The organism is Amycolatopsis sp. cg13 (assembly GCF_041346965.1).
Lineage (GTDB): Bacteria > Actinomycetota > Actinomycetes > Mycobacteriales > Pseudonocardiaceae > Amycolatopsis.
On sequence record NZ_CP166848.1, the window covers coordinates 761,809 to 781,716 of the forward strand.

Below are 19,908 nucleotides of genomic sequence, written 5' to 3' on the forward strand. Positions count from 1 at the left end.
TGTCATGACCGAATCGCGGCCCCCGTTCCCGCCGTTCGACCTGTCCGCCGCGCTGAAGAAGGTCCAGGCCGCGGAGGACGCGTGGAACACTCGGGATCCCGAGAAGGTTTCGCTCGCGTACACGCCGGATTCCGTGTGGCGCAACCGCGACACACACGTGGTGGGTCGCGCCGCGATCGTCGAGTTCCTCACCGCGAAGTGGGAGCGCGAACAGGATTACGCGCTGCGCAAAGGACTTTGGGGATTCCGCGAGAACCGCATCGCCGTCCGGTTCCAGTACGAGAGCCGCGACGCGGACGGGCAATGGTGGCGCAGCTACGGCAACGAGCTGTGGGAATTCGCCGAGAACGGCTTGATGAGCCGACGCGAGGCATCGATCAACGACCGGCGCATCGACGAATCCGGGCGGCGGATCTTCGGGCCGCGGCCGGAGTCGGAGCACGGAGTCGATTTCCCGCTGTGGTAAGAAACCCGGCCGTTCCTCCGACGGTATCGGAGGAACGGCCGGGCCGGTGCCGCGTTCGCGGGGATGGGGGAACGCGGGCTCCGCTCAGGCGCTGGTGCGCGCCTGTCGTTTGCGGGACACGAGGCGCCAGCCGAGCGCGAGCACCACGACGATCGCCGGGATCGAGTAGAACGCGATCTTCTCGGCACCGTCGGAGAATCCCATCAGCACCACGACCAGCACGAGGAATCCGAGCGTGGCCCAGCCGGTGTACGGCGCGCCGGGCATGCGGTAGCTCGGCCGCTCCAGTTCGCCGCGCAACGAGGCCTGGCGCATGCGCATCTGCGAGAACACCAGGGTCGCCCACGTCGCGACCACCCCGAGCGAGGCGATCGCGGTGGCGATGTCGAAGGCCTTCGACGGCACGATGTAGTTCAGCACCACGCCGAGCACGTAAGCCACCGAGGTGAAGAGAATTCCGCCGTAGGGCACGTGCCGCGAGTTCATCTTGCCGACGAACTTCGGCGCCTCGCCCTCGTCGGCGAGCGCACGGAGAATGCGGCCGGTGGAGTAGAGGCCCGAGTTGCACGAGGACAGCGCGGCGGTGAGGACGACGGCGTTCATCACGTCGCCGATGCCGCCGATGCCCAGCCGGGAGAAGACCGTGACGAACGGGCTTTCGCCGCCGTTGTAGAACGGCCACGGCATCAGCATCGCCAGCAGCAGCACCGAACCGACGTAGAAGACGCCGATCCGCCAGACGACGCCGTTGATCGCCTTCGGCAGCACCTTGCGCGCGTCCTTGGTCTCGCCGGCCGCGATGCCGACGACCTCGATCGCGGAGTAGGCGAACACGACCGCCTGCAGCGTCATCAGCGCGATGCCGACGCCCGCCGGGAAGAACCCGCCGTGGTCGGTCAGGTTGTGCACGCCCGCGGTGGTGCCGCCGATGTTCGCGCCGGTGAACACGAGCCCGAGCGCGGTCACCAGGAACACGATGATCGCGAGGACCTTCACGACGGAGAACCAGAACTCCAGTTCCCCGAACAGCTTCACGCTCAGCAGGTTGACCGCCATGAGCACGCCGAGCGCGATCAGCGCGGTGATCCACTGCGGCACGTCCGGCAGCCACTTGTGCACGTAGATCGCGACCGCGGTGATCTCCGCGATCCCGGTCATCGCCCAGTTCAGCCAGTACATCCAGCCGGACACGAACCCGGCCCACGGCCCGATGAACTCCCGGGCGTAGGTGACGAAACTGCCGGAGCTGGGCCGGTGCATGACGAGTTCGCCGAGCGCCCGCATCACGAAGTAGGCCGCGATGCCGCACAGCGCGTAGGAAAGGACCAGCGACGGTCCCGCTTCGTGGAGCCGCCCGCCCGCGCCGAGGAAGAGCCCGACCCCGATCGCCCCGCCGATCGCGATCATCTGCACCTGGCGATTGCCCAGTGCTTTCGTGTAGTTGTCGCCCTCTTTGGCGACCACTGTGGATTCCATGGTTGCGTGACGCTAGCGGTACCGCACCGCGTGACGCAGCACACCTAGGCTGGACTTAAGGTGTGCTCCAGATCACCGTGGAGGAACCGGGTAAATCGGGCAGGACCCGTTTGACTTCCGGAAATCGCGCTGGAGCTGCGCGGATGTCCACGATGGACGGTGCGCGCGGAGACTTTCGGGCAGCCGCCGGGGGTATCCAGGGTAGCGGCGGAAGCGGAACGTCCGCCAGTGCGCGGAGGTCGCCGGAACGGGCGAAGCCGACGGCGCTCGGTCGTTCCACAGTGGACGGACGAAACCGGTGTCCGGTGCGCGGCGGGGCCGCTTCACAGCGGGGAAACTCCGGAACACTAAACTCCGCGCGATGCCGTCCCCAGATTCCGACGCCACCGCACGCGGACTGCCCGGCGATCGTTGGCTCATCATCGGCCTCGGGCTCCTTTCCGCACTGACCGCGGTGCTGTTCGCCGTGGCACCGGTGAACACCGAGACAACGACCTACCGCTGGGACGGCGCGCAGGACACTGCGCTGCCGTCGTACCCGTACCACCCGGCCAGAATGGACGCGACCGTCCGATGCGCCGACCCGAACGGGCTGATCCTGGCGACCACTCCGCCGGGAGGCAAACAAGGCGCCGAGCCGCTCGGCGGCGGGCTGGAGATCCGGGCGGTCGACGGCACGGTCAGAGCCGAACTCGGCGGCGCCGAACTGCTTCGCCGGCCGTCCGGCGGCGACTGCCGGCTGACCGTGCACTCGGACGGTCAAGGCACTGCCGTCGGCACCGCCAGGACTGCGAGCCGCCCGGCCGTCACCGGCCTGTACACCGAGCGCCCGGGCACGGTGTCCGCGCAGGTCGAACCCGACACCCGATGGGTCAGCTCGCCGAGCGTGCTGAAGGTCGCGCTCGGCGCGGTCTCGGTGCTCGCGCTGCTCGGCATGATCGTGCTGCTGATCCGGCGCGACCGGCGCGCCGCGCGAAAGGTCCGGCTGTTCCCCCGACGGGCCTGGGCGCCGCGGCCGTCGGACGTCGTCGTGACCGGGGTGCTCGGAGTCTGGTCCGTCATCGGTGCGCTCACCGTGGACGACGGATACATCTCGACGATGCTGCGCGCTCGGGAAACGAGCGGGTTCACCGGCAATTACTTCCGCTGGTTCAACGCGCCGGAAGCGCCGTGGGGCTGGTACTACGAGCTGTACGCGCTGCTCGGCCGCGTCTCGCCGGCCATGGTGTGGATGCGGCTGCCCTCGGTGCTGCTGGGGCTGGCGTCCTGGTTCCTGATCGATCGGCTGGTGCTGCCGCGCCTGGTCGACCGGCCGGGCCGGTGGACCCGCTGGGCGGCCGCGGCGCTGTTCCTGGCGTGGTACCTGGCCTTCGACGTCGGGCTGCGGCCGGAGCCGTGGATCGTGTTCGGCTCGCTGGCGGTGTTCGCGCTGGTCGAGCGGGCCGTGGCGACTGGCGCGGTGACGCCGGTCGCGGCCGGGCTCGTGGTCGCCGGCGCCACCGCGACGACGAACCCGCTCGGAGTCGCGGCATTCCTGCCGTTCCTCGCCGGAGTGCGCCCCCTCGTCCGGCTGGTGCGCAGGGGTTCCGGCCTCCGGGTGCTCGGCGCGATCGCGGTCGTCGCCGGAGCCGCGGGCAGCGCAGTGCTGACGGCGTTCTACGACCAGCCGCTGACCGCCGTCCTGCAGTCGACCGCCGTCCGTCAGCAGATCGGCCCGGATCTCCCGTGGCAGAGCGAAATCACCCGCTACACGACCCTGCTCGACCCGTCGGTGGTCGAGGGCGCGCTGAACCGCCGGGTGCCGGTGCTGCTGATGTTCCTGGCGATGGCGTTGACGGCCGTGCTGCTGATCCGGCGCCGTGCTCCGGGACTGGCCGTCGGGCCTGCCCGCCGGATGGTCGTCGTCAGCGTCCTGTGTCTCGTCGTGCTCGCGTTCACGCCGACGAAGTGGACGCACCACTTCGGCGCGCTGGCCGGATTCGGCACGCTGGTGACCGTGATGCTGGTGCACACCGTCGCGCGCGGAGCGCTGTCCTCGGTGTGGGCGCGGGCGGCGGCGCTGGGCTTGGCCGCGGCGACGACGTGGCTGGCCTGGTCCGCGCCGGACCGGTGGTGGATGCAGTCCGGCTACGACGTCCGCTGGAGCGATTCCGTGCCCTCGGTGAAGGGCGTGCGGCTGGCGGATCTGGTCCTCTGGGCCGGGCTGGCCGTCGCGCTCGGCGGCGTGCTCGCCGGGGCCTGGCGGAGCGCGAAGCGGCGGCCGGAGGCGGGGCGCGCGCCGCGCTGGCTGCCGAGGTCCGGCTGGGCGATCGTCGCGGTGGCCGCCGCGACGGTGGCGGTCGAGCTGGCCGGGCAGGCGCAAGCGGTGAAACTGCGGTGGGACACCTACTCCGTCGGCCGGTCGAACCTGGCTTCGCTCGGCCTCGCGCCGGAAGCTGGTAGCGCCGGACGCTCCTGCGGCGTCGAGGACTGGCTGGACGTCGAGCCGGACGTCGGCGCCGGGGTGCTCCGGCCGTCCGGCCCGGCCGCGGCGGAAGGGTTCGCGATGAACGCCGCGTTCCCGCCGGACTCGGCGCCGCGGACCCCGTACGGCACTGACCAGGCGCACCCGGCGTGGAGTTCCTACCGGTCGCCGTCGAGGACCGGCACGCTCACCACCGGGTGGTACGACCTGCCCGCCGACGCCGGGGCGAAGAATTCGGCTCCGGTCGTGATTTCCCATGCCGGGCAAGGGAAAGTGCAGGTGTCGGCGGAGTTCGCGAAAGCGGACGGGACCGTGCTCGCGGCGGTGAAGGCCAAAGGGGACGGCAGCGGGAAGTGGAGCGACGCGCGGTTCGATCCCCGCTGGCAGGCGCCGGGGGCGCAACGAGTCCGGATCGTCGCGCGGGACGCGGACCCCGGTCCGTCCGGCTGGGTCGCGGTCACCGCACCCAGGATTCCGCGACTGGAGCCGCTGACGAAAGAGATCCCCCCGAGCGAGCCGGTGACGTTGGACTGGACCAATGCGTTCGTCGTGCCGTGCCGGACCCCGGCCTCGATGGCGGACGGCATCGTGCAGCCGGTCCGCTACCGGTTCGCCCCCGGTCCGGACGCGCAGTCGCTGGCCAGCGTTGCCTACTCCGCGGACGCCGGCGGGCCGTACGTGCCGTTGTTCGCCGACGCGAAGGCCACCGAAGTCCCGACGTACCTGCGCGGCGACAAACTGCGCGAGCCGGTCGCGGTGTACCGGTTCGACTACCCGGTCGCGATGCGGGGACTGACCGTCGAACACGGCACCCGGCCGACGTCCGGGCTGGCGAAACAGCCGGCCGTGCTCGACGCGACCAAGGGCGGCGGCGGGTAGGCAAGACGTGAAGCGCGCGCCGGTCCGCCGCGGTCACCGGAATGGGCGACGCTCCGGCCGGGCGGCTATTCCACCGTGGACCGAGGTGCTTACGTGGACGCGCCGGGAGCGGCCCGGCGCGTCCACGCGAGGAGGAGCCGATGACGGCCACGGCGGAGGAGACCCGGGAGGAACCGGCGCCGGCGGCGCTGTCCCGGCGCAAGATCCACGCGGTGTTCGGCGCGGTGGTGCTCGGCATGCTGCTCGCCGCGCTGGACCAGACCATCGTCGGGACCGCGCTGCCCACCATCGTCGGCGACCTCGGCGGGGCCGGGCACCTGTCCTGGGTCGTCACCGCCTACCTGCTGGCCGAGACGATCATGACGGTCGTCGTCGGCAAGCTGGGCGACCTGTTCGGCCGCAAGCTGATGTTCCAGCTGTCGGTGATCGTGTTCGGCGTGGGCTCGTTCTTCTGCGGGTTCGCCGACAGCATGACCTGGCTGATCATCTGGCGCGCGGTGCAGGGCCTCGGCGGCGGCGGGCTGATGGTCACCTCGACCGCGCTGATCGCCGACGTCGTCCCGCTGCGCGAACGCGGCAAGTACCAGGGCGCGCTCGGTTCGGTGTTCGGCGTCGTCACGGTGGCCGGGCCGATGCTGGGCGGGCTGTTCGTCGACCACCTGTCGTGGCGCTGGGCGTTCTACGTCAACATCCCGCTCGCCGTAGTGGTGCTCGCGGTGGCCGCGTCGGCGATGCCGAGCGTGCGCGCCGCGGTCAAGCCGGTGATCGACTACCTCGGCATCCTGCTGATCGGCCTCGCCGCGACCGGGCTGACGCTCGTCACGAGCTGGGGCGGGACCACGTACGCGTGGGGTTCGCCGGTGATCATCGGCATGGCCGCGGGCTCGGTGGTGCTGCTGGGCGCGTTCGTCGCGGTCGAACTGCGCGCGCCGGAGCCGATGCTGCCGATGCGGCTGTTCCGGAATCCGGTGTTCACCGTCGCCGGGATCATGAGCTTCGTCGTCGGGTTCGCGATGCTCGGCGCGCTGTCCTATCTGCCCACCTACATGCAGTACGTGCAGGGCGTCTCGGCGACGACGTCCGGCGTGCGGCTGCTGCCGATGGTGCTCGCGCTGCTGGTCGCCTCGATCCTGTCCGGCACGCTGGTGAGCCGCACCGGGAAATACAAGATCTATCCGCTCGTCGGGTCCGCGGTGATGACGGTCGGGCTGTATCTGCTGTCTCGGCTCGGCCCGCACACCGGGTTCTGGGAATCCGCGCTCTACATGGCGGTTCTCGGGCTCGGGATCGGGTTGGGCATGCAGGTGCTGACCATCGCGGTGCAGAACACGGTGGACTACAAGGATCTCGGCGTCGCGACGTCCGGGGTGACCTTCCTGCGTTCGATCGGCAGTTCGTTCGGCGCGGCCATTTTCGGCACCATTTACGCGAATCAGCTCGGCCCGAATCTCGCCAAGGCGCTCGCGGAACATCCGCTTCCGCCGGGCGTCGACCCGAAAGCGGTGCAGGTTCCGCTGGCGCTGCACCATTTGCCCGCGACGATTTCGGAACCGGTGATTACCGCGTACGCGGATTCGCTGCACGTCGTGTTCCTTTATGCCGCGCCAGTCGGGTTGGTCGCCTTCGTGCTCGCGTTCTTCCTCAAGGAAATGCCGTTGCGGGACACCGCCCGCGCCGCCGCGCCGGACCTCGGCGACGGATTCGCGATGCCCGAAGCGCACGAACACGACCGGGAACTGGAACGGGCGATCGCGACTTTGCTGTTCCGGGAACGCCGCAAAGCCGCGCCGGCGATCGTCGCGCGGGCCGGTTCGGAGCTGGATGTCGGCGGCCTGTGGTGCGTTCTCCAGGTCCGGCTCCGGCAGCGCGCCGGGCGGCCGGCGACGCTCGAAGCGATCGGCGAGGACCACGGCGTCCCGGCGCAGGTGCTCGAACCGGCGTTCGCGCGGCTGGAACTGACCGGGCACCTCGACTACGCGCGGGACAGCTGGTCGCTCACCGAATCCGGCGCCCGCGAATGGGACAAGCTCGTCCGCGCGTGGCACGACTGGATCGCCGAGCGCCTCGGCGACTGGGGCGCGGGCGACCGGTCCGAACTGGACGCCGCGATCACCCGCGTGGCGACCCGGATCCTCGACCAGGGCGCGGACCGCGCCGGCGGGCGGCACGCGCTGGCGTGAAATCGCGGGAAATTCGCCCGTGCGGCGGGAAACCGTTGCGAAACCGGTACCGCCGGTGCGGCGGGTGCGGCGGCGCCGACGTTTCGGACAGCCCGTTAGCATCTGCCTGTCAGACACCCTCTACTGTTCCGGGATCATGTCGGTGGATGAATCTGTGCTCACGACTTCGGACGACTCGAACAGCGCGGAAAGCGCGCGCGTTCCCGTCCGGTCCCGCCTCGCCGCGTGGCTGCCGCTGGCCGCCGCGGTGCTCGGCCTGCTCTCGTTCCTGCTCGTGCGCGGGAGCCTCACCGACGACGGGTACATCACCCTGTCCTACGCGAAGAATCTCGCGTTGCACGGAGAATGGGCGCTCGTTCCCGGTTCGGTCGCGAACTCCGCGACTTCGCCGCTCGACGTCCTGCTGCTCGGGTTCCTGACCTTCGTCACCCGGATCAGCGGCTCCGCGCACCCGGTGCTGGCGCTCGGCGCGCTCACCGTGCTGAGCAGCGCCGCGATCGGCTGGGCGTGGGCGCGGCTGACCCGCCGCTTCGGCCTGTCGCCGTGGGTCGGCGTGCTGGGCCTGCTGCTGGTGATCGCGAACCCGTTCCTGCTGTCGGCCACCGGCCTCGAGGTGCTGCTCGTCCCGACTGTCCTGCTGTGGCTCGTCGTGGCCGCGCTGGAAAAGCGCCCGGTGCTGTTCGGCGCGGTCGCCGCGCTGACCGTGCTGACCCGCCTCGACCTGGTCGTGTTCGTCCTCGTGATCGCCTTCTCCACCGCGGCGATCCGGAAGAAGTTCTGGACCGCCGTCGCCACCGCGGTGATCGTGTCCGCGCCGTGGTTCCTCACGAGCTGGTTCGCGCTCGGTTCGTTCATCCCGGACACGCTGGTGATCAAGCAGGACCAGGAAGGCCTCTTCGGCGCCTGGGGCTACTTCAGCGGCCCGATGATGTACTTCCTGTACCTGCCGTTCACCGTGATGGTCGCCTTCGCCTCGGCGCTCGTCGGCGTGACGGTGCTGCTCGGCTGGCTGGCCCTGCGCTTCGCGCGCCGCTGGGACGACTTCCCGCAGCTGGCCCCGGTCGTCGCGCTCGGCGCGGGCGGCGTTGTCTACTACATCGTCTACTCGACGCTCGGCGTCGGCCCGTACCACTGGTACTACGTCACCCCGATCGTCAGCACGGCTTCGTTCGCGGTCCTGATGATCGGCGTCTGGCACGCCGAGACGAAGAAGCGGCCGAAGCTGAACCGCGTGCCGCCGCTCGTCGCGCTCGGGCTCGGCGGCGCGGTCGCGCTCGCCAACGTGGGCGTGGACCTCGCGCAGGGCGTGCCCTGGCAGTCGCCGGTCATTTTCGGCAACTGGGCGAGTTCGACCGACTACGCGCGGGTCGGCAAGGAACTCGGCACGCGGCTGCAAGGCAAGTCAGTGGCCGGGCCGGGGGAGATCGGCACGCTGGCCTACTACTGCGACTGCCAGATCCTCGACGTGTTCTCCGACCGCAGCCAGGTCACGAAGATCGTGAACAAGCGGCTCGCCGAGGACGGCTTCTTCAGCAAAACGATCCTCCGGATCAACTACCACTGGTTCCACCGGCTGCCGCTGCGCAAGCCGGACTACCGGCTGCTCTACGACAAGGGCCCGGGCAACGGTCCGGACCAGTGGACGGTCTATTCCGCGGCCAAGGGCGTCGGGCATTTCACCCTCGTGCCGTTCGACCGCTGACGCACCGGCCGATTTCCGGATACGGTCGGTTCCATGGCGAAGGGCGAGGCCGTCGAGCTCGAGGTGGGGGACCGGACGGTCCGGGTGTCCAACCCGGACCGGGTCTACTTCCCGGCGCGCGGCGAGACGAAGCTCGATCTCGTCCGCTACTACCTGTCGGTCGGCGACGGGATCGTGCGCGCCCTGCGGGAGCGGCCGTGCATGCTGCACCGGTTCCCGTCCGGGGTGACCGGGGAGAAGGTGCACCAGAAGCGGGTGCCGAACGGCGCGCCGCCGTGGCTGGAGACCGTGCGGGTGCAGTTTCCGCGCTACCACCGGCACGCGGACGAGCTGTGCGTGACCGAGCTGGCGCACGTAGCGTGGGCGGTGCAGATGTCCACTGTGGAGTTTCATCCGTGGAATTCCCGGCGCGCGGACACCGAACGGCCGGACGAATGGCGGATCGACCTCGACCCGATGCCGGAATGCGGGTTCGAGACGGTGCGCCGGGTCGCGCACGTCGCCGAGGAAATCCTCGACGAGCTGAACATCCGCGGCTGGCCGAAGACGTCCGGCGGCAGCGGGATGCACATCTACGTCCGGATCGAGCCGCGCTGGGGGTTCGCGGACGTCCGCCGGGCGGCGCTCGCGTTCGCCCGCGAGGTCGAGCGGCGGGCTCCGGACGAGGTCACCACCACCTGGTGGCGCAAGGACCGCGATCCGAAGAAGCTGTTCGTCGACTACAACCAGAACGCCCGCGACCACACGATCGCCAGCGCCTATTCGGTGCGCGGCGTGCCCGAGGCGCTGGTGTCCACGCCGATCCGCTGGGACGAGGTCGACGACGTCGACCCGCACGACTGCACGATCGCGACGGTGCCCGCGCGGTTCGCCGAACTCGGCGACCTGCACGCGGGCATCGACGACGTGGCGTATTCGCTCGAGCCGTTGCTGGAGTGGGCCGACCGGGACGGGTTGGAGGCGGAGGACTCCTGAGCGAAGTCATTCGGGCGCCTGGCGTCATGGGGGAGCCCCCGCCGAGTCTCCCCGGGGACGGAGCGGAGGAGAGCACGATGGACAGTGCCGGGCAGAACGATCCGCTTGCCGTGCTTTATCGCCTGCACCACCAGCTGCGCGTGCTGTCGCCGGTGCTGACTGTCGCGCCCGGACGGCCGGAAACGAAAGCCATGCTGGACGGGCTCGCCGAGACCGTTTCCGAAGCCGCGGGCCTGCTCGCGACCGCGGAACCGGCCGCGCTGGCCGCGTTGCGGCAGGCGTTCGACCACGTCCGGGCGGGCCGGATCAACGAGGCGACATCGGAGCTGATCACCGCGTACGGACGGCTGTCGGTGCTACTGCGGAAGGACCAGCCGCGCCGGGACAGCGCGAACGAGCCGACTGTGCGGTGGCGCTCGAAGTTTTGACTCCCGTAGCGCCCGGCATGCCAGGATGGCGGGCGAGAGCCGGCTGAGCCCGGGCAGTGCGGCAGCGGGAGGACCACGTGGCCGAGCAGATCCTCGTCACCGGCGGGACCGGACAACTGGGCCGGGTGGTCGTGGAACGGCTCCGGGCCGCGGAGGCGCCGGTGCGGGCGCTGAGCCGGCGGCGACGGTCCAGCGAAGGCGTCGAATGGACGGCCGGTGACCTGCGGAATGGGCGGGGCATCGACGTCGCGGTCGCCGGGGTGAACACTGTGATCCATTGCGCGACGGACTACCGCCACGAGGTCGAGACGGTGCGCACGCTCGTGGAGGCCGCGCGGTGGAGCGGGCAGGCGCCGCATCTGGTGTATGTCTCGATTGTCGGCGTGGACAAGATCCCGATGGGCTACTACCAGGCGAAACTGGCCGCCGAGAAGGTGATCGCGGATTCCGGGATGCCGCACACGATCCTGCGGGCGACGCAGTTCCACTCGCTGGTGCGGACGATCCTCGCCGGCGCCGCGCGGCTGCCCGTCGTGCCGGTGCCGAAGTTCCGGTTCCAGCCCGTCGACGTGCGCGACGTTGCGGCCCGGCTGGTCGCGCTGGCGCAGGGCGAGCCGCGGGGCCGCGTCGCGGATTTCGGCGGACCGGAAGTGCGGACGACGGCGGATCTGGCGCGTGCCCTGCTCGCCGCGTCCGGGAAGGACAAACGACTCGTTTCGGTGCCGGTGCCGGGGCGGATCGGCCGGGGTTACGCGACTGGCGCGAATCTGGCGCCGAAGCACGCCGACGGCGTGGTCACCTTCGAGCAGTATCTGGCGGAGCAGGGCAAGCCGACCGCGTTGCGGTACCGCTAGCCGGCGGCTCGACGGCGGACGGTGCGCTCCAGAATGCCGAGGGTCGCCTTGAGCGCGGACTCGGGGACGACCGGGAACGTGAGGCGCTCCTTCCACTCCTCGGAGAGCTCCGACCAGTCGTAATAGGACGTGACGCGGGTGCCGTCGTCGACAGGTTCGAGCCGGTAGCCGTAGATGTGGCGGACGTGCGGGCGGAGGCTGCCCTCGACGGTCCAGGCGATCTCCTCGTCGGGGACGAGCTTCGTGATGACGACCTCGACGTCGTACTTGCCGATGGGCCGGTCGCCGAGCGCTTCGCGGTCCATGTGGACCACGAAGCGGTCTCCGGCCTGGGTGACCGGTTCGCCTTCGGCGTCCATGAGCATTCCGGAGGCGTCGATGTCGACGTGGCCCTGCGGGTCGGCGAGAACCGCGAAGACGGCGCTGGCAGGGGCGGGTATCAGCCGCGAGACCTCGAGGCGTGCGGTGGTGGTCATGTCATCGACTATAGCAGAAATAATCGATGATTTGCTTCGGGGTTAGCTCTGCACGAAGAAGTGCCAGCCGACCCACCACCAGGCCAGCACGAGCGCGATCCGGGTCGACCGCTTGCGCATCAGCGCGGAGAGCACACGCGTCAGCGGCGGGATCTTCTTCGGGAACAGATGGCTGCCCAGCCACAGCAGGATCGCGGCGGCCACGATCGCGCCGAAGCCGATTTCGGTGATCAGCCTGCTGCTCATGCCGTTCTCCTCGCTGCGGCGGCCGCGCGCAGCATCGCCAGCCCGGCGGCGACCCAGACGCCGAGCGCGAGCGCTTGGACGACGCGGTTGTCGAGCATCGGGTCGACGAGGTCGCTCATCGTCGGATGCGTGAGCGATAGCCCGCCCGCAGCTTGTTCGTAGATGAAGGAGACGAGTTCCCAGAGGCACCAGGAGATCGCCAGCGCGACCCACAGCCAGCCTCGGCGCGGGACCGGTTGCGGCGGGAGCGAGGGATCCCGCCATTCGACGACCAGCGCGCCGATGCCGATCGCGGCGATGACCAGGAACATCGGCACGGTCTGGCGGCCGAAGACCAGGGCTACCAGCGCGACGGCGGCGATCAGCGAAGTGCCGGGGAGCCGGGTGGACGGTGCGAGGAGAGCGTCGGCGGTGCTGTGGCGTTCGGTGAAGAGCAGGAGGATCGCGGCGGCGAAGAAGATGACGCCGTCGGCGGGAGCGCCCCGGATCCAGTGGGCAAGGGACGCGATGAGGAGGGCGGCGATCGGGAGATCGACGGCCAGCCGGTGCGCGGGGTAGTCCGCCGCGTGCCGTTCGGATGAGCTCAAGCGACGCACCCCGTTTCATGCCGGTCCTGCTTGGAGGACAACACGAAAGGGGTCCGTTGGCTTCCCGCGCGGGCGATCTTTTCGGGGGTAAGGGCGGATTCGAGGGGGAGCGGCGGACGCGAGTTGCGGGCGAAAGCGTCAGATCGGGCGGGCTTCGTCAGCGCTGACTGGTGGATCAGCGGGGACGTCGTGGAGCACGGTCGCGAGGATCTCCGCGCCGCGCACTGCTCGGGGGCCGGGGCGGTTGAAGTAGGACGGGCCGTCGAGGAGCCAGACCCGGTCGTTCCGGACGGCGGGCAGGCCGGTCCAGCCTGGCCGCGAGGTGAGGACGTCCAGCTCGGCCTCGGTGCGGTCCGGGGAGAAGCCGCAGGGGAGGACGAGCAGGACGTCCGGGCGGGCGGCGACCACGGCGTCCCACGTCATCGGCTTGGTGTGCTCGCCCGGTTCGGCGAGCAGCGGCGTGCCGCCCGCGGCGGTGATCTGCTCGGGCACCCAGTGCCCGGCGGGCCAGAGCGGGTCGAGCCATTCGAGCGCGACCACCCGTGGCCGGGGGAGCCCGGCGACTCTGTTCCGCAAGGCGGTGAGCCGTGAGCGGAGTTCGGCTGCGCGGGCGGCGGCGACGTCTGGGACGCCCAGCGCGTCGCCGAGGGTGGTCAGGCAGTCGAGGACTTCGTCCAGAGTGCGCGGTTCGAGACTGAGCACGCGCGGTCCGGCGTCGAGCATCCTGACCGCCGCTGCGACGCGGGTGTAGGACACCGCGCAGACCTCGCACAGGTCTTGCGTGAGCACGAGGTCTGGCGCGAGGGCGGCCAGCTGCTCCAGGTCGACGGAGTAGAGCGACGATCCTTGGTGCGACGCGTCGACGGCGGTGGAGATTTCGCGGCTGGTCAGGGCGTCGGAGTCGAGGTCCGCGGCGGTCACCACCGGCACGGACGCGACTTCGGCCGGCCAGTCGCATTCGTGGGTGCGGCCGACCAGGTCGTCCGCCTTGCCGAGGACGGCGACCAGGTCGGTGGCGGCGGGCAGCAGGGACACGATCCGCATGTGTCCCACGGTAGGTCAGACGGCCTCGTGCAGCGCCGCCAGCAATGAGGAAGCCCGGTGGTCGACATCCTCGGCCTGGAGTTCGTTCGTCACGAAGGAGAACGACAGTCCCCGGGTCGGCCACGCGCCGTGGCGGCCGCCTCCGGCACCGGAATGGCCGAAGGCTGCGGGATCGGCGTCGGCGGGGCCGTAGGTGCCGATCGGGTCGGCCAGTTCGAAGCCGAGGCCGAAGCGCAGCGGGCGGTCGTTGATCGCGTCGATGCCCTCGGACCAGGTACGCGTCGCCTGGGCGAGGATGTCGTCCGGAACGAGTTTGCCGGAGCGCAACAGGTCGTACAGGCGGGCCATCGCGGTGGCGGTGCCGACTGCGCCGCCTGCCGCCAGCGTCGCGCCGCGGTACTCCGGCGAGTTCATCGAGTCGCCGGAATCGAGCAGGCCGCGGTACATCCGCTCGACGATCCGGCGGCGTTCCTCGTCCCGGAGGAAGGTGCTGATCCGGTAGCCGGGCGCGCGTCGCAGGGTCGCGACCGGGACGGTCGGCGGGGTGCCGAGCCGCAGGTCGAGGCCGTGCGGCTCGGCGAGGAAATCGCGGACGAGGGCACCCAGATCCTCGCCGGTGACGCGCCGGGCCAGCTCGGTGGCGAGGTAGCCGTAGGTGAGCGCGTGGTACGCGACCTTCGTACCGGGAGTCCACAATGGACGCTGGACGGCCAGGGCATCGGCGTTCACCGCGTTGTCCAGCATCGGCAGGTCGGGCTCGACGTAGGGCAGGCCGACGGTGTGCGACAGGACCTGCGAGACGGGCACCTCCTCCTTGCCTGCCATGGAGAACTCGGGCCAGTAGCGGGCGACACGTTCGTCCGGGTCGAGTTTTCCCTGCGCGGTCAGGATCGCCAGGACGGTCGCGACCACGCCTTTCGTGCCGCTGAACAGCACGGCGCGGGTGTCTTCGGTCCACGGCACGCCGTCCGCCGCCGAGCCGCCCCACAGCTCCACTACCGGCGCTCCGTCGCGGAACACGCTGAACGCGGCTCCGCCGGTGGTCGCTTCGATGATGTCGCCGAACGCTTCCCGCACGCCCTCATAGCCGGGCTCAACCGCTCCGTGCACAGTCATGACCGGCTCCTCACAGCCTCGGCGTCGTAGCGAGAAGTTCGCTGGTGTACTCGTGCGACGGGGAGCTCAGCACCGATTCGACGGTGCCTTCCTCGACGATCTCGCCGCCGCGCAGGACCGCGATCCGGTCCGCCACCTCCGGGGCGAGGGCGATGTTGTGCGTCACGAACAGCATCGCCATGCCGAGTTCCCGGCGCAGTTCGCCGAGCAGCTCCACGATGGTGGCCTGCACGGACACGTCCAGCGCCGAGGTGACCTCGTCGCACACGAGGACGTCCGGCGTGGTCACGAGCGCGCGGGCGATCGCGGCGCGTTGCCGTTCGCCGCCGCTGAGCTGGTCGGGCAGCCGGTTCGCGAGGTCTTGCCGAAGGCGGACCCGATCCAATGTCTCGGCGACGCGCTTCCGCCGCTCGGTGCGGGAGAGGGAAGTCAAGCGCACCAACGGAACCTCGATCGACTGCGCGATCGTCTTGCGCGGGTTCAGCGACGAGAACGGGCTCTGGAAGACGTACTGGATCCGCCGGAGCTCATCGGTGCTGCGCTGCCGGGCGGCTGGGGCCAGCGGAGTGCCTTCGAGCGCGACGGTGCCGGTGAAGCCCCGATTCAGTCCGGCGATGCACTGCGACAGCGTGGTTTTCCCGGAGCCGGACTCGCCGAGCAGCATCACGCTTTCCCCGCGCGTCACGGCGAGATCGATGCCGCGCAACACCTTCTGCTGCCCGTAGGCCAGCCGGATGTCGCGCGCGGCGAGCACCGCGTCGTCTGGCGGGGGAGCGGCGGCGGGTTCCGCGCCGAGGTCTGGCACCGCTGCGAGAAGCCGCTTCGTGTACGCGTGTTTCGGCCGCCGCAGCACTTCCTCGGCGACGCCGCATTCGACCAGATCTCCCTGGTACATCACGGCAACGCGGTCGGCAAGCTGCGCCACCACGGCGAGGTCGTGCGTGATGTAGAGCGCCGCGACACCGTGTTCGGAGGTCAACTGCCGGACGGTTTCCAGCACCAGCGCCTGGGTCTTCACGTCGAGCCCGGTGGTCGGTTCGTCCAGCACCACGACGCTCGGGCGGCACGCGAAAGCCATCGCGATGCCGACCCGCTGCTGTTGCCCGCCGGACAGCTGGTGCGGGTATCGCCGCTGGTAGGCCTCGTCGGACGGCAGCCCGACCTCGGCGAGCACCTCGGCCACCCGCTCGTCCGCGGAACCCGGATACCCGTGCGTTTCCAGCACTTCGGCGATCTGCCGGCCGACCCGCAGCGCGGGGTTGAGCGACAACGCCGGGTCCTGCGGGATGTACGCGACGGCGCTGCCCCGCAACTGGCGGCGCGCGGCGTCGTCGAGCGTCAGGACGTCGACGGGTTCGCCGTCGCGCGGATGCAGCACCACCTTGCCGCCGCCGGACACCAGCCCGCGCCGGAAATGGCCGAGCGCGGCCAATCCGGCGGTCGTCTTGCCGGAGCCGGATTCGCCGACGAGCGCGAGGACCTCGCCGGGCGCGATCTCGTAGGACACCGAATGCAGCACCGGACGGCCCGCGGTCGTGCGCACGGCCAGTCCGGTCACCTCCAGAGCGGTCGTCATGCCCGTCCCTCCCGGGTCCGCCCGGCCGCGGCCGAGGCGAGCGAGTCGGCGACGAGGTTCGTGCCGACGGCCAGCACCGCGATCGCGGCCACCGGGAGCAGCACGCCCCACGGCTGCACGACGAGCGCGATCCGGTTCTCGTTGATCATCAGGCCCCAGTCCGCGGTCGGCGGCTGGATGCCGAGCCCGAGGAACGACAGCGAGGCGATGTAGCCGATCGAGTAGGTCAGCCGCAGGCCCAGCTCCACCATCAGCGGACCAGTGATGTTCGGCAGGATCTCGCGCAGCAGGATCCGGCTGCGCGGGACCGCGTACATCTCGGCGGCGCGGATGTAGTCGTGGTTGCGCACCGAGACTGTCGCCTGGCGGGCGACCCGTGCGGTCCGCGGCGCGTGAGTCAGCCCGATGACCAGCACCAGCAGCCAGCCCTTCGGGCCGATGACTGCGATCGCCAGCAGCGCGATGACCAGCTGCGGGAACGACAGCAGGACGTCGTTGCCGCGCATCAGCAGGCTGTCCAGCCAGCCGCCGCCGTATCCGGCGATCATGCCGAGCAGCGCGCCCAGCACGATGCCGAGTGCGGTGGCGAGGACGGCGTACAGCAGCAGCGTGGTGCCGCCCGCGAGGAAGCGGGTGAGGACGTCGCGGCCCAGGCCGTCGGTGCCCATCAGACCGTCGGGCTTGAACGGTTTCCCGGCGAAGTCGGTGGTGGTGTGGCCGGTGATGATCGGCCCGAGCCACGGGCCGAGCAACGCCACGAGAACGACGACTCCGGCCAGTACGGTGCCGACTTTGGCCTGCGGGAACGCCCAGGCGGTGCGGATCAGCCCGGCCGCGCGCGGCGGCGTTTCCGGGACGGCGGGGACCACCTGTTCTTCTTCGACCGCGGTCATCGCACTGCCTCCGTCCGGAGCTTGGGATCAGCGAGGATGCCGATCACGTCGGCCAGCAGGTTCACCACGATGTAGACCGCGGCGATCAGCAGCGTCACCGCCTGGACCACGGCGACGTCGCGTTTGCCGACCGCGTCGATCAGCGCCTGGCCGATGCCGGGGTAGCGGAACAGGAATTCGACCACCACGACGCCGCCGGCCAGCCACGCCAGCTGGATCGCGACGACCTGCGCGACCGGGCCGACCGCGTGCGGCAAGGCGTGCCGCAGCAGCACCGTCCGCTCGCGCATTCCCTTGAGCCGGGCCATTTCCACGTAGCCGGAGTCGAGGACTTCGTTCATCGTCGCGCGCATCATCCGCGTGATGTACGGCGTCACAACGAGCACGAGAGTGAGCACTGGCAGGACAAGCTGGCTGGGTTGGGCCCATACCGCTTCGCCTGGTGGCGTGAGCGTGACTGACGGCAGAAAGCGGAACACTGTGGTCGCGAAGAGAACGATGAGCGCCACGCCGATGACGAACTCCGGCAGCGCGGCGATCACCAGGCTGATTCCGGACACCACCTGGTCGCTGGCGCGGCCGCGGCGCATCGCGCTCCACGTGCCGAGTGCCAGCCCGAGCGGGGTGGCGATCACCGCGGCGAGCACGAGCAGCACCAGCGAGGCCGACACCCGGTCCGCCAGCAGCGTCGTGACCGGGCCCTGCGTGGAGGTCGAGGTGCCGAGATCGCCCGTGAACAGGCCGCCGAGCCAGGAGAGGTAGCGCTGCCAGACCGGTTCGTCGAGGTGCAGCGCGTGCTGCAGCGCGGCGATCCGCTCCGGAGTCGCCTGCTGGCCGAGGATGGCCCGGGCCGGATCGCCCGGCAGCAGCAGCGTCGCGACGAACACCAGCAGCGTGACCAGCCACAGCACCACAAGACTCACGAGAAGCCGCTTGAGGATCAGTCTGGTCATGCCGCGCCTCCTTCCGCCGTGCCGAGCCAGACCTGCCGGAACTGGTAGCCCGACAGCGAGATCCCGGTCCGGTCCGGCACGAAACCGGCCACATAGGACTGGTACGCGTCGACCTGGTCGACGAAGCCCCACACGATCAGGCCGCCGCGCTCGTACTCGATTTGCTGCGCCTTTTGAAGCAGCCCGGTGCGCGCTTTCGGATCCACGGTGGCGCTCGCCCGCGTGACAAGGTCGGTGAATTCCGGGTCGTTCCAATGGGTTTCGTTGTACGGCGCTTTCGGCAGCGAACCGGACGCGACCTGCGGCAGGTAGTTGCGGGTGTACCAGAAGTCCTGCGCGAAATCCCAGGACAGGTAGTTCTCGCCGTAGAACGTGGTCGTGTCGATCTTCCGGATCCGCACGTTCACGCCCGCCGCCTTGGCCTGCTGCTGGAACACCTGGGCGGCCTCGACCGCACCGGCCTGGATCGGCGCGGTGACCAGTTCGATGTCGAGATTCGGCTTGCCCGCCTCGGCGAGCAGCCGTTTCGCCTCGGCGATGTTCTGCTTCCGTTGCGGCAGCTGCCGGTTGTACGCGGGGTCGAAGGGCGCGTACAGGTCGTTGCCGACCCGGCCCTGCCCGCTGAGCACCTGGTTGATCATCTGCTCGCGGTCGACCACCAGGCGCAGCGCCTGGCGCACGCGGACATCGTTGAACGGCGGGCGGTCGACCCGCATGGTGAACGGCAGCCACGTCCCGGTTTCCGACCGCAGCACCTGGACGCGCGGGTCGCTGCGGAGCACGTCCACGAGCGCCACGGGAACCTGGTCGATGGCGTCCACTTGGGACGAGAGGAGGGCGTTGATCCGGGCGTCGTCGTCGGAGAAGTTGATGAGCGACAACCGGTCGAGATACGGCTCGCCCGGCCGCCAGTAGTGCTCGTTGCGCACGAAGGTGCTCTGCAGGCCCGCGGTGAACGTGTCGGCCTTGAACGGTCCGGTGCCGATCGGCCGCTTGACGTCGAAGTCGGCCGGGACGATGCCGAGGCTGTACTGGCCGAGCAGGTCGTCGAAGCCGGAATTCGGTGAGGTGAGGCGGAATTCGACGGTCCGGTCGCCGGTGGCGACGACCTCGCCGAGCATGGTCAGCCCGGCCGCGCCGCTCTTCGGGTCCTTCGGGTCGGTGATCCGGCGGAAGGTCGCGACGACGTCGGCCGGCGTCACCGGGCGGCCGTCGTGGAAGCGGATACCCGACCGCAGCACGGCGGTCCAGGTGCGCGCGTCCGGCGAGGACTTCAGCGATTCGGCGACCAGCATCTGGAGCCGGTAGTCGTGATCGCGCAGCAGGAGCGGCTCGTAGAGGTTGAGCACCCGCGCGATGTCCGGGTTGGTGGCGGGGATGTGCGGGTCGAGCGTGTCGGACGCGCCTCCGCCGGTGACTCCGACGCGGAGAGTGCCGCCTCGTTTGGGCGGCCCGGAGGGCACGGCCGCGGCGACAGTGGAGCCGCAGGCGGCCAGCAGGGGAGCGGTGCCGGCGAGCGTCGCGCCGGCGAGCGCGGCGGTGAGGAATCGGCGGCGGGAAACGTCGGTCGGTTTACATCGGGCTTCCATGGGT

The 19,908-nt window shown here is 70.3% G+C and carries 17 protein-coding genes; 7 read left to right on the forward strand and 10 right to left on the reverse strand.

Annotated features, from left to right (window positions below; all coding sequences use genetic code 11):
• The first annotated feature begins 4 nt into the window (after positions 1-4).
• Positions 5-466: a nuclear transport factor 2 family protein gene (locus AB5I40_RS03205; RefSeq protein ID WP_370936913.1), complete on the forward strand. Its 462-nt coding sequence runs from the start codon at positions 5-7 to the stop codon at positions 464-466.
• Between the two features lie 84 nt (positions 467-550).
• Here AB5I40_RS03205 and AB5I40_RS03210 read toward each other — a convergent pair whose 3' ends face one another.
• Positions 551-1,942 carry an amino acid permease gene (locus AB5I40_RS03210; RefSeq protein WP_370936914.1) on the reverse strand — a complete coding sequence of 464 codons (1,392 nt, stop codon included), beginning with the start codon at positions 1,940-1,942 and terminating at the stop codon, positions 551-553.
• A gap of 361 nt (positions 1,943-2,303) precedes the next feature.
• Between AB5I40_RS03210 and AB5I40_RS03215 the strand changes: the two genes are divergently transcribed.
• The 6 genes from AB5I40_RS03215 to AB5I40_RS03240 all read left to right on the forward strand — a co-directional run bounded on the left by AB5I40_RS03215 (position 2,304) and on the right by AB5I40_RS03240 (position 11,424).
• Complete coding sequence (locus tag AB5I40_RS03215; protein ID WP_370936915.1) at positions 2,304-5,285, forward strand: arabinosyltransferase domain-containing protein; 2,982 nt, start codon at positions 2,304-2,306, stop codon at positions 5,283-5,285.
• A gap of 140 nt (positions 5,286-5,425) precedes the next feature.
• Positions 5,426-7,465, forward strand: coding sequence for an MDR family MFS transporter (locus tag AB5I40_RS03220; RefSeq protein WP_370936916.1), 2,040 nt, complete (start codon positions 5,426-5,428; stop codon positions 7,463-7,465).
• 154 nt (positions 7,466-7,619) lie between these two features.
• Complete coding sequence (locus AB5I40_RS03225; RefSeq protein ID WP_370940440.1) at positions 7,620-9,167, forward strand: hypothetical protein; 1,548 nt, start codon at positions 7,620-7,622, stop codon at positions 9,165-9,167.
• Between the two features lie 33 nt (positions 9,168-9,200).
• Positions 9,201-10,142, forward strand: coding sequence for a non-homologous end-joining DNA ligase (gene ligD, locus AB5I40_RS03230; protein ID WP_370936917.1), 942 nt, complete (start codon positions 9,201-9,203; stop codon positions 10,140-10,142).
• Positions 10,143-10,219: 77 nt separating this feature from the next.
• Entirely contained in the window at positions 10,220-10,570 is a 351-nt protein-coding gene (locus tag AB5I40_RS03235) for a hypothetical protein (RefSeq protein WP_370936918.1), read from the forward strand.
• A 77-nt stretch (positions 10,571-10,647) separates the two neighbouring features.
• Positions 10,648-11,424, forward strand: coding sequence for an SDR family oxidoreductase (locus AB5I40_RS03240; protein ID WP_370936919.1), 777 nt, complete (start codon positions 10,648-10,650; stop codon positions 11,422-11,424).
• On the opposite strand, the gene AB5I40_RS03245 is transcribed toward AB5I40_RS03240, so the two are convergent.
• From AB5I40_RS03245 to AB5I40_RS03285, 9 genes are all read right to left on the reverse strand, one after another.
• A complete protein-coding gene (locus tag AB5I40_RS03245) occupies positions 11,421-11,900 on the reverse strand; it encodes an SRPBCC family protein (protein ID WP_370936920.1) in 480 nt (159 codons plus the stop codon). The two genes, AB5I40_RS03240 and AB5I40_RS03245, sit on opposite strands and share 4 nt — an antisense overlap.
• Before the next feature lie 42 nt (positions 11,901-11,942).
• Entirely contained in the window at positions 11,943-12,146 is a 204-nt protein-coding gene (locus tag AB5I40_RS03250) for a DUF6186 family protein (protein WP_344275539.1), read from the reverse strand.
• Positions 12,143-12,733, reverse strand: coding sequence for a hypothetical protein (locus AB5I40_RS03255; RefSeq protein WP_370936921.1), 591 nt, complete (start codon positions 12,731-12,733; stop codon positions 12,143-12,145). Before AB5I40_RS03255 ends, AB5I40_RS03250 begins: the two co-directional genes overlap by 4 nt.
• Positions 12,734-12,871: 138 nt before the next feature.
• Positions 12,872-13,777 (reverse strand): cobalamin-binding protein, encoded by a 906-nt coding sequence (locus AB5I40_RS03260; protein WP_370936922.1) that lies wholly within the window; start codon positions 13,775-13,777, stop codon positions 12,872-12,874.
• Between the two features lie 15 nt (positions 13,778-13,792).
• Complete coding sequence (locus tag AB5I40_RS03265) at positions 13,793-14,893, reverse strand: serine hydrolase domain-containing protein (RefSeq protein ID WP_370936923.1); 1,101 nt, start codon at positions 14,891-14,893, stop codon at positions 13,793-13,795.
• 10 nt (positions 14,894-14,903) lie between these two features.
• The gene (locus AB5I40_RS03270; RefSeq protein ID WP_370936924.1) at positions 14,904-16,469 is read right to left on the reverse strand and encodes an ABC transporter ATP-binding protein; all 1,566 of its coding nucleotides are present in this window, start codon (positions 16,467-16,469) and stop codon (positions 14,904-14,906) included.
• Positions 16,466-17,362: an ABC transporter permease gene (locus tag AB5I40_RS03275; protein WP_370936925.1), complete on the reverse strand. Its 897-nt coding sequence runs from the start codon at positions 17,360-17,362 to the stop codon at positions 16,466-16,468. The genes AB5I40_RS03270 and AB5I40_RS03275 overlap by 4 nt, the downstream gene beginning before the upstream one ends.
• The gene (locus AB5I40_RS03280; RefSeq protein ID WP_354734740.1) at positions 17,359-18,315 is read right to left on the reverse strand and encodes an ABC transporter permease; all 957 of its coding nucleotides are present in this window, start codon (positions 18,313-18,315) and stop codon (positions 17,359-17,361) included. The genes AB5I40_RS03275 and AB5I40_RS03280 overlap by 4 nt, the downstream gene beginning before the upstream one ends.
• Positions 18,312-19,904, reverse strand: a complete 1,593-nt coding sequence (locus tag AB5I40_RS03285) for an ABC transporter substrate-binding protein (protein WP_370936926.1) — start codon at positions 19,902-19,904, stop codon at positions 18,312-18,314. The genes AB5I40_RS03280 and AB5I40_RS03285 overlap by 4 nt, the downstream gene beginning before the upstream one ends.
• Positions 19,905-19,908 lie beyond the last annotated feature (4 nt).

What these genes read in the sequence shown, in the direction of transcription:
- AB5I40_RS03205 (WP_370936913.1), top strand. Translation starts at nt 5, where the DNA reads ATGACCGAATCGCGGCCCCCGTTCCCGCCGTTCGACCTGTCCGCCGCG.
- AB5I40_RS03210 (WP_370936914.1), bottom strand. Translation starts at nt 1,942, where the DNA reads ATGGAATCCACAGTGGTCGCCAAAGAGGGCGACAACTACACGAAAGCA.
- AB5I40_RS03215 (WP_370936915.1), top strand. Translation starts at nt 2,304, where the DNA reads ATGCCGTCCCCAGATTCCGACGCCACCGCACGCGGACTGCCCGGCGAT.
- AB5I40_RS03220 (WP_370936916.1), top strand. Translation starts at nt 5,426, where the DNA reads ATGACGGCCACGGCGGAGGAGACCCGGGAGGAACCGGCGCCGGCGGCG.
- ligD (WP_370936917.1), top strand. Translation starts at nt 9,201, where the DNA reads ATGGCGAAGGGCGAGGCCGTCGAGCTCGAGGTGGGGGACCGGACGGTC.
- AB5I40_RS03235 (WP_370936918.1), top strand. Translation starts at nt 10,220, where the DNA reads ATGGACAGTGCCGGGCAGAACGATCCGCTTGCCGTGCTTTATCGCCTG.
- AB5I40_RS03245 (WP_370936920.1), bottom strand. Translation starts at nt 11,900, where the DNA reads ATGACCACCACCGCACGCCTCGAGGTCTCGCGGCTGATACCCGCCCCT.
- AB5I40_RS03250 (WP_344275539.1), bottom strand. Translation starts at nt 12,146, where the DNA reads ATGAGCAGCAGGCTGATCACCGAAATCGGCTTCGGCGCGATCGTGGCC.
- AB5I40_RS03260 (WP_370936922.1), bottom strand. Translation starts at nt 13,777, where the DNA reads ATGCGGATCGTGTCCCTGCTGCCCGCCGCCACCGACCTGGTCGCCGTC.
- AB5I40_RS03265 (WP_370936923.1), bottom strand. Translation starts at nt 14,893, where the DNA reads ATGACTGTGCACGGAGCGGTTGAGCCCGGCTATGAGGGCGTGCGGGAA.
- AB5I40_RS03270 (WP_370936924.1), bottom strand. Translation starts at nt 16,469, where the DNA reads ATGACGACCGCTCTGGAGGTGACCGGACTGGCCGTGCGCACGACCGCG.
- AB5I40_RS03275 (WP_370936925.1), bottom strand. Translation starts at nt 17,362, where the DNA reads ATGACCGCGGTCGAAGAAGAACAGGTGGTCCCCGCCGTCCCGGAAACG.
- AB5I40_RS03280 (WP_354734740.1), bottom strand. Translation starts at nt 18,315, where the DNA reads ATGACCAGACTGATCCTCAAGCGGCTTCTCGTGAGTCTTGTGGTGCTG.
- AB5I40_RS03285 (WP_370936926.1), bottom strand. Translation starts at nt 19,904, where the DNA reads ATGGAAGCCCGATGTAAACCGACCGACGTTTCCCGCCGCCGATTCCTC.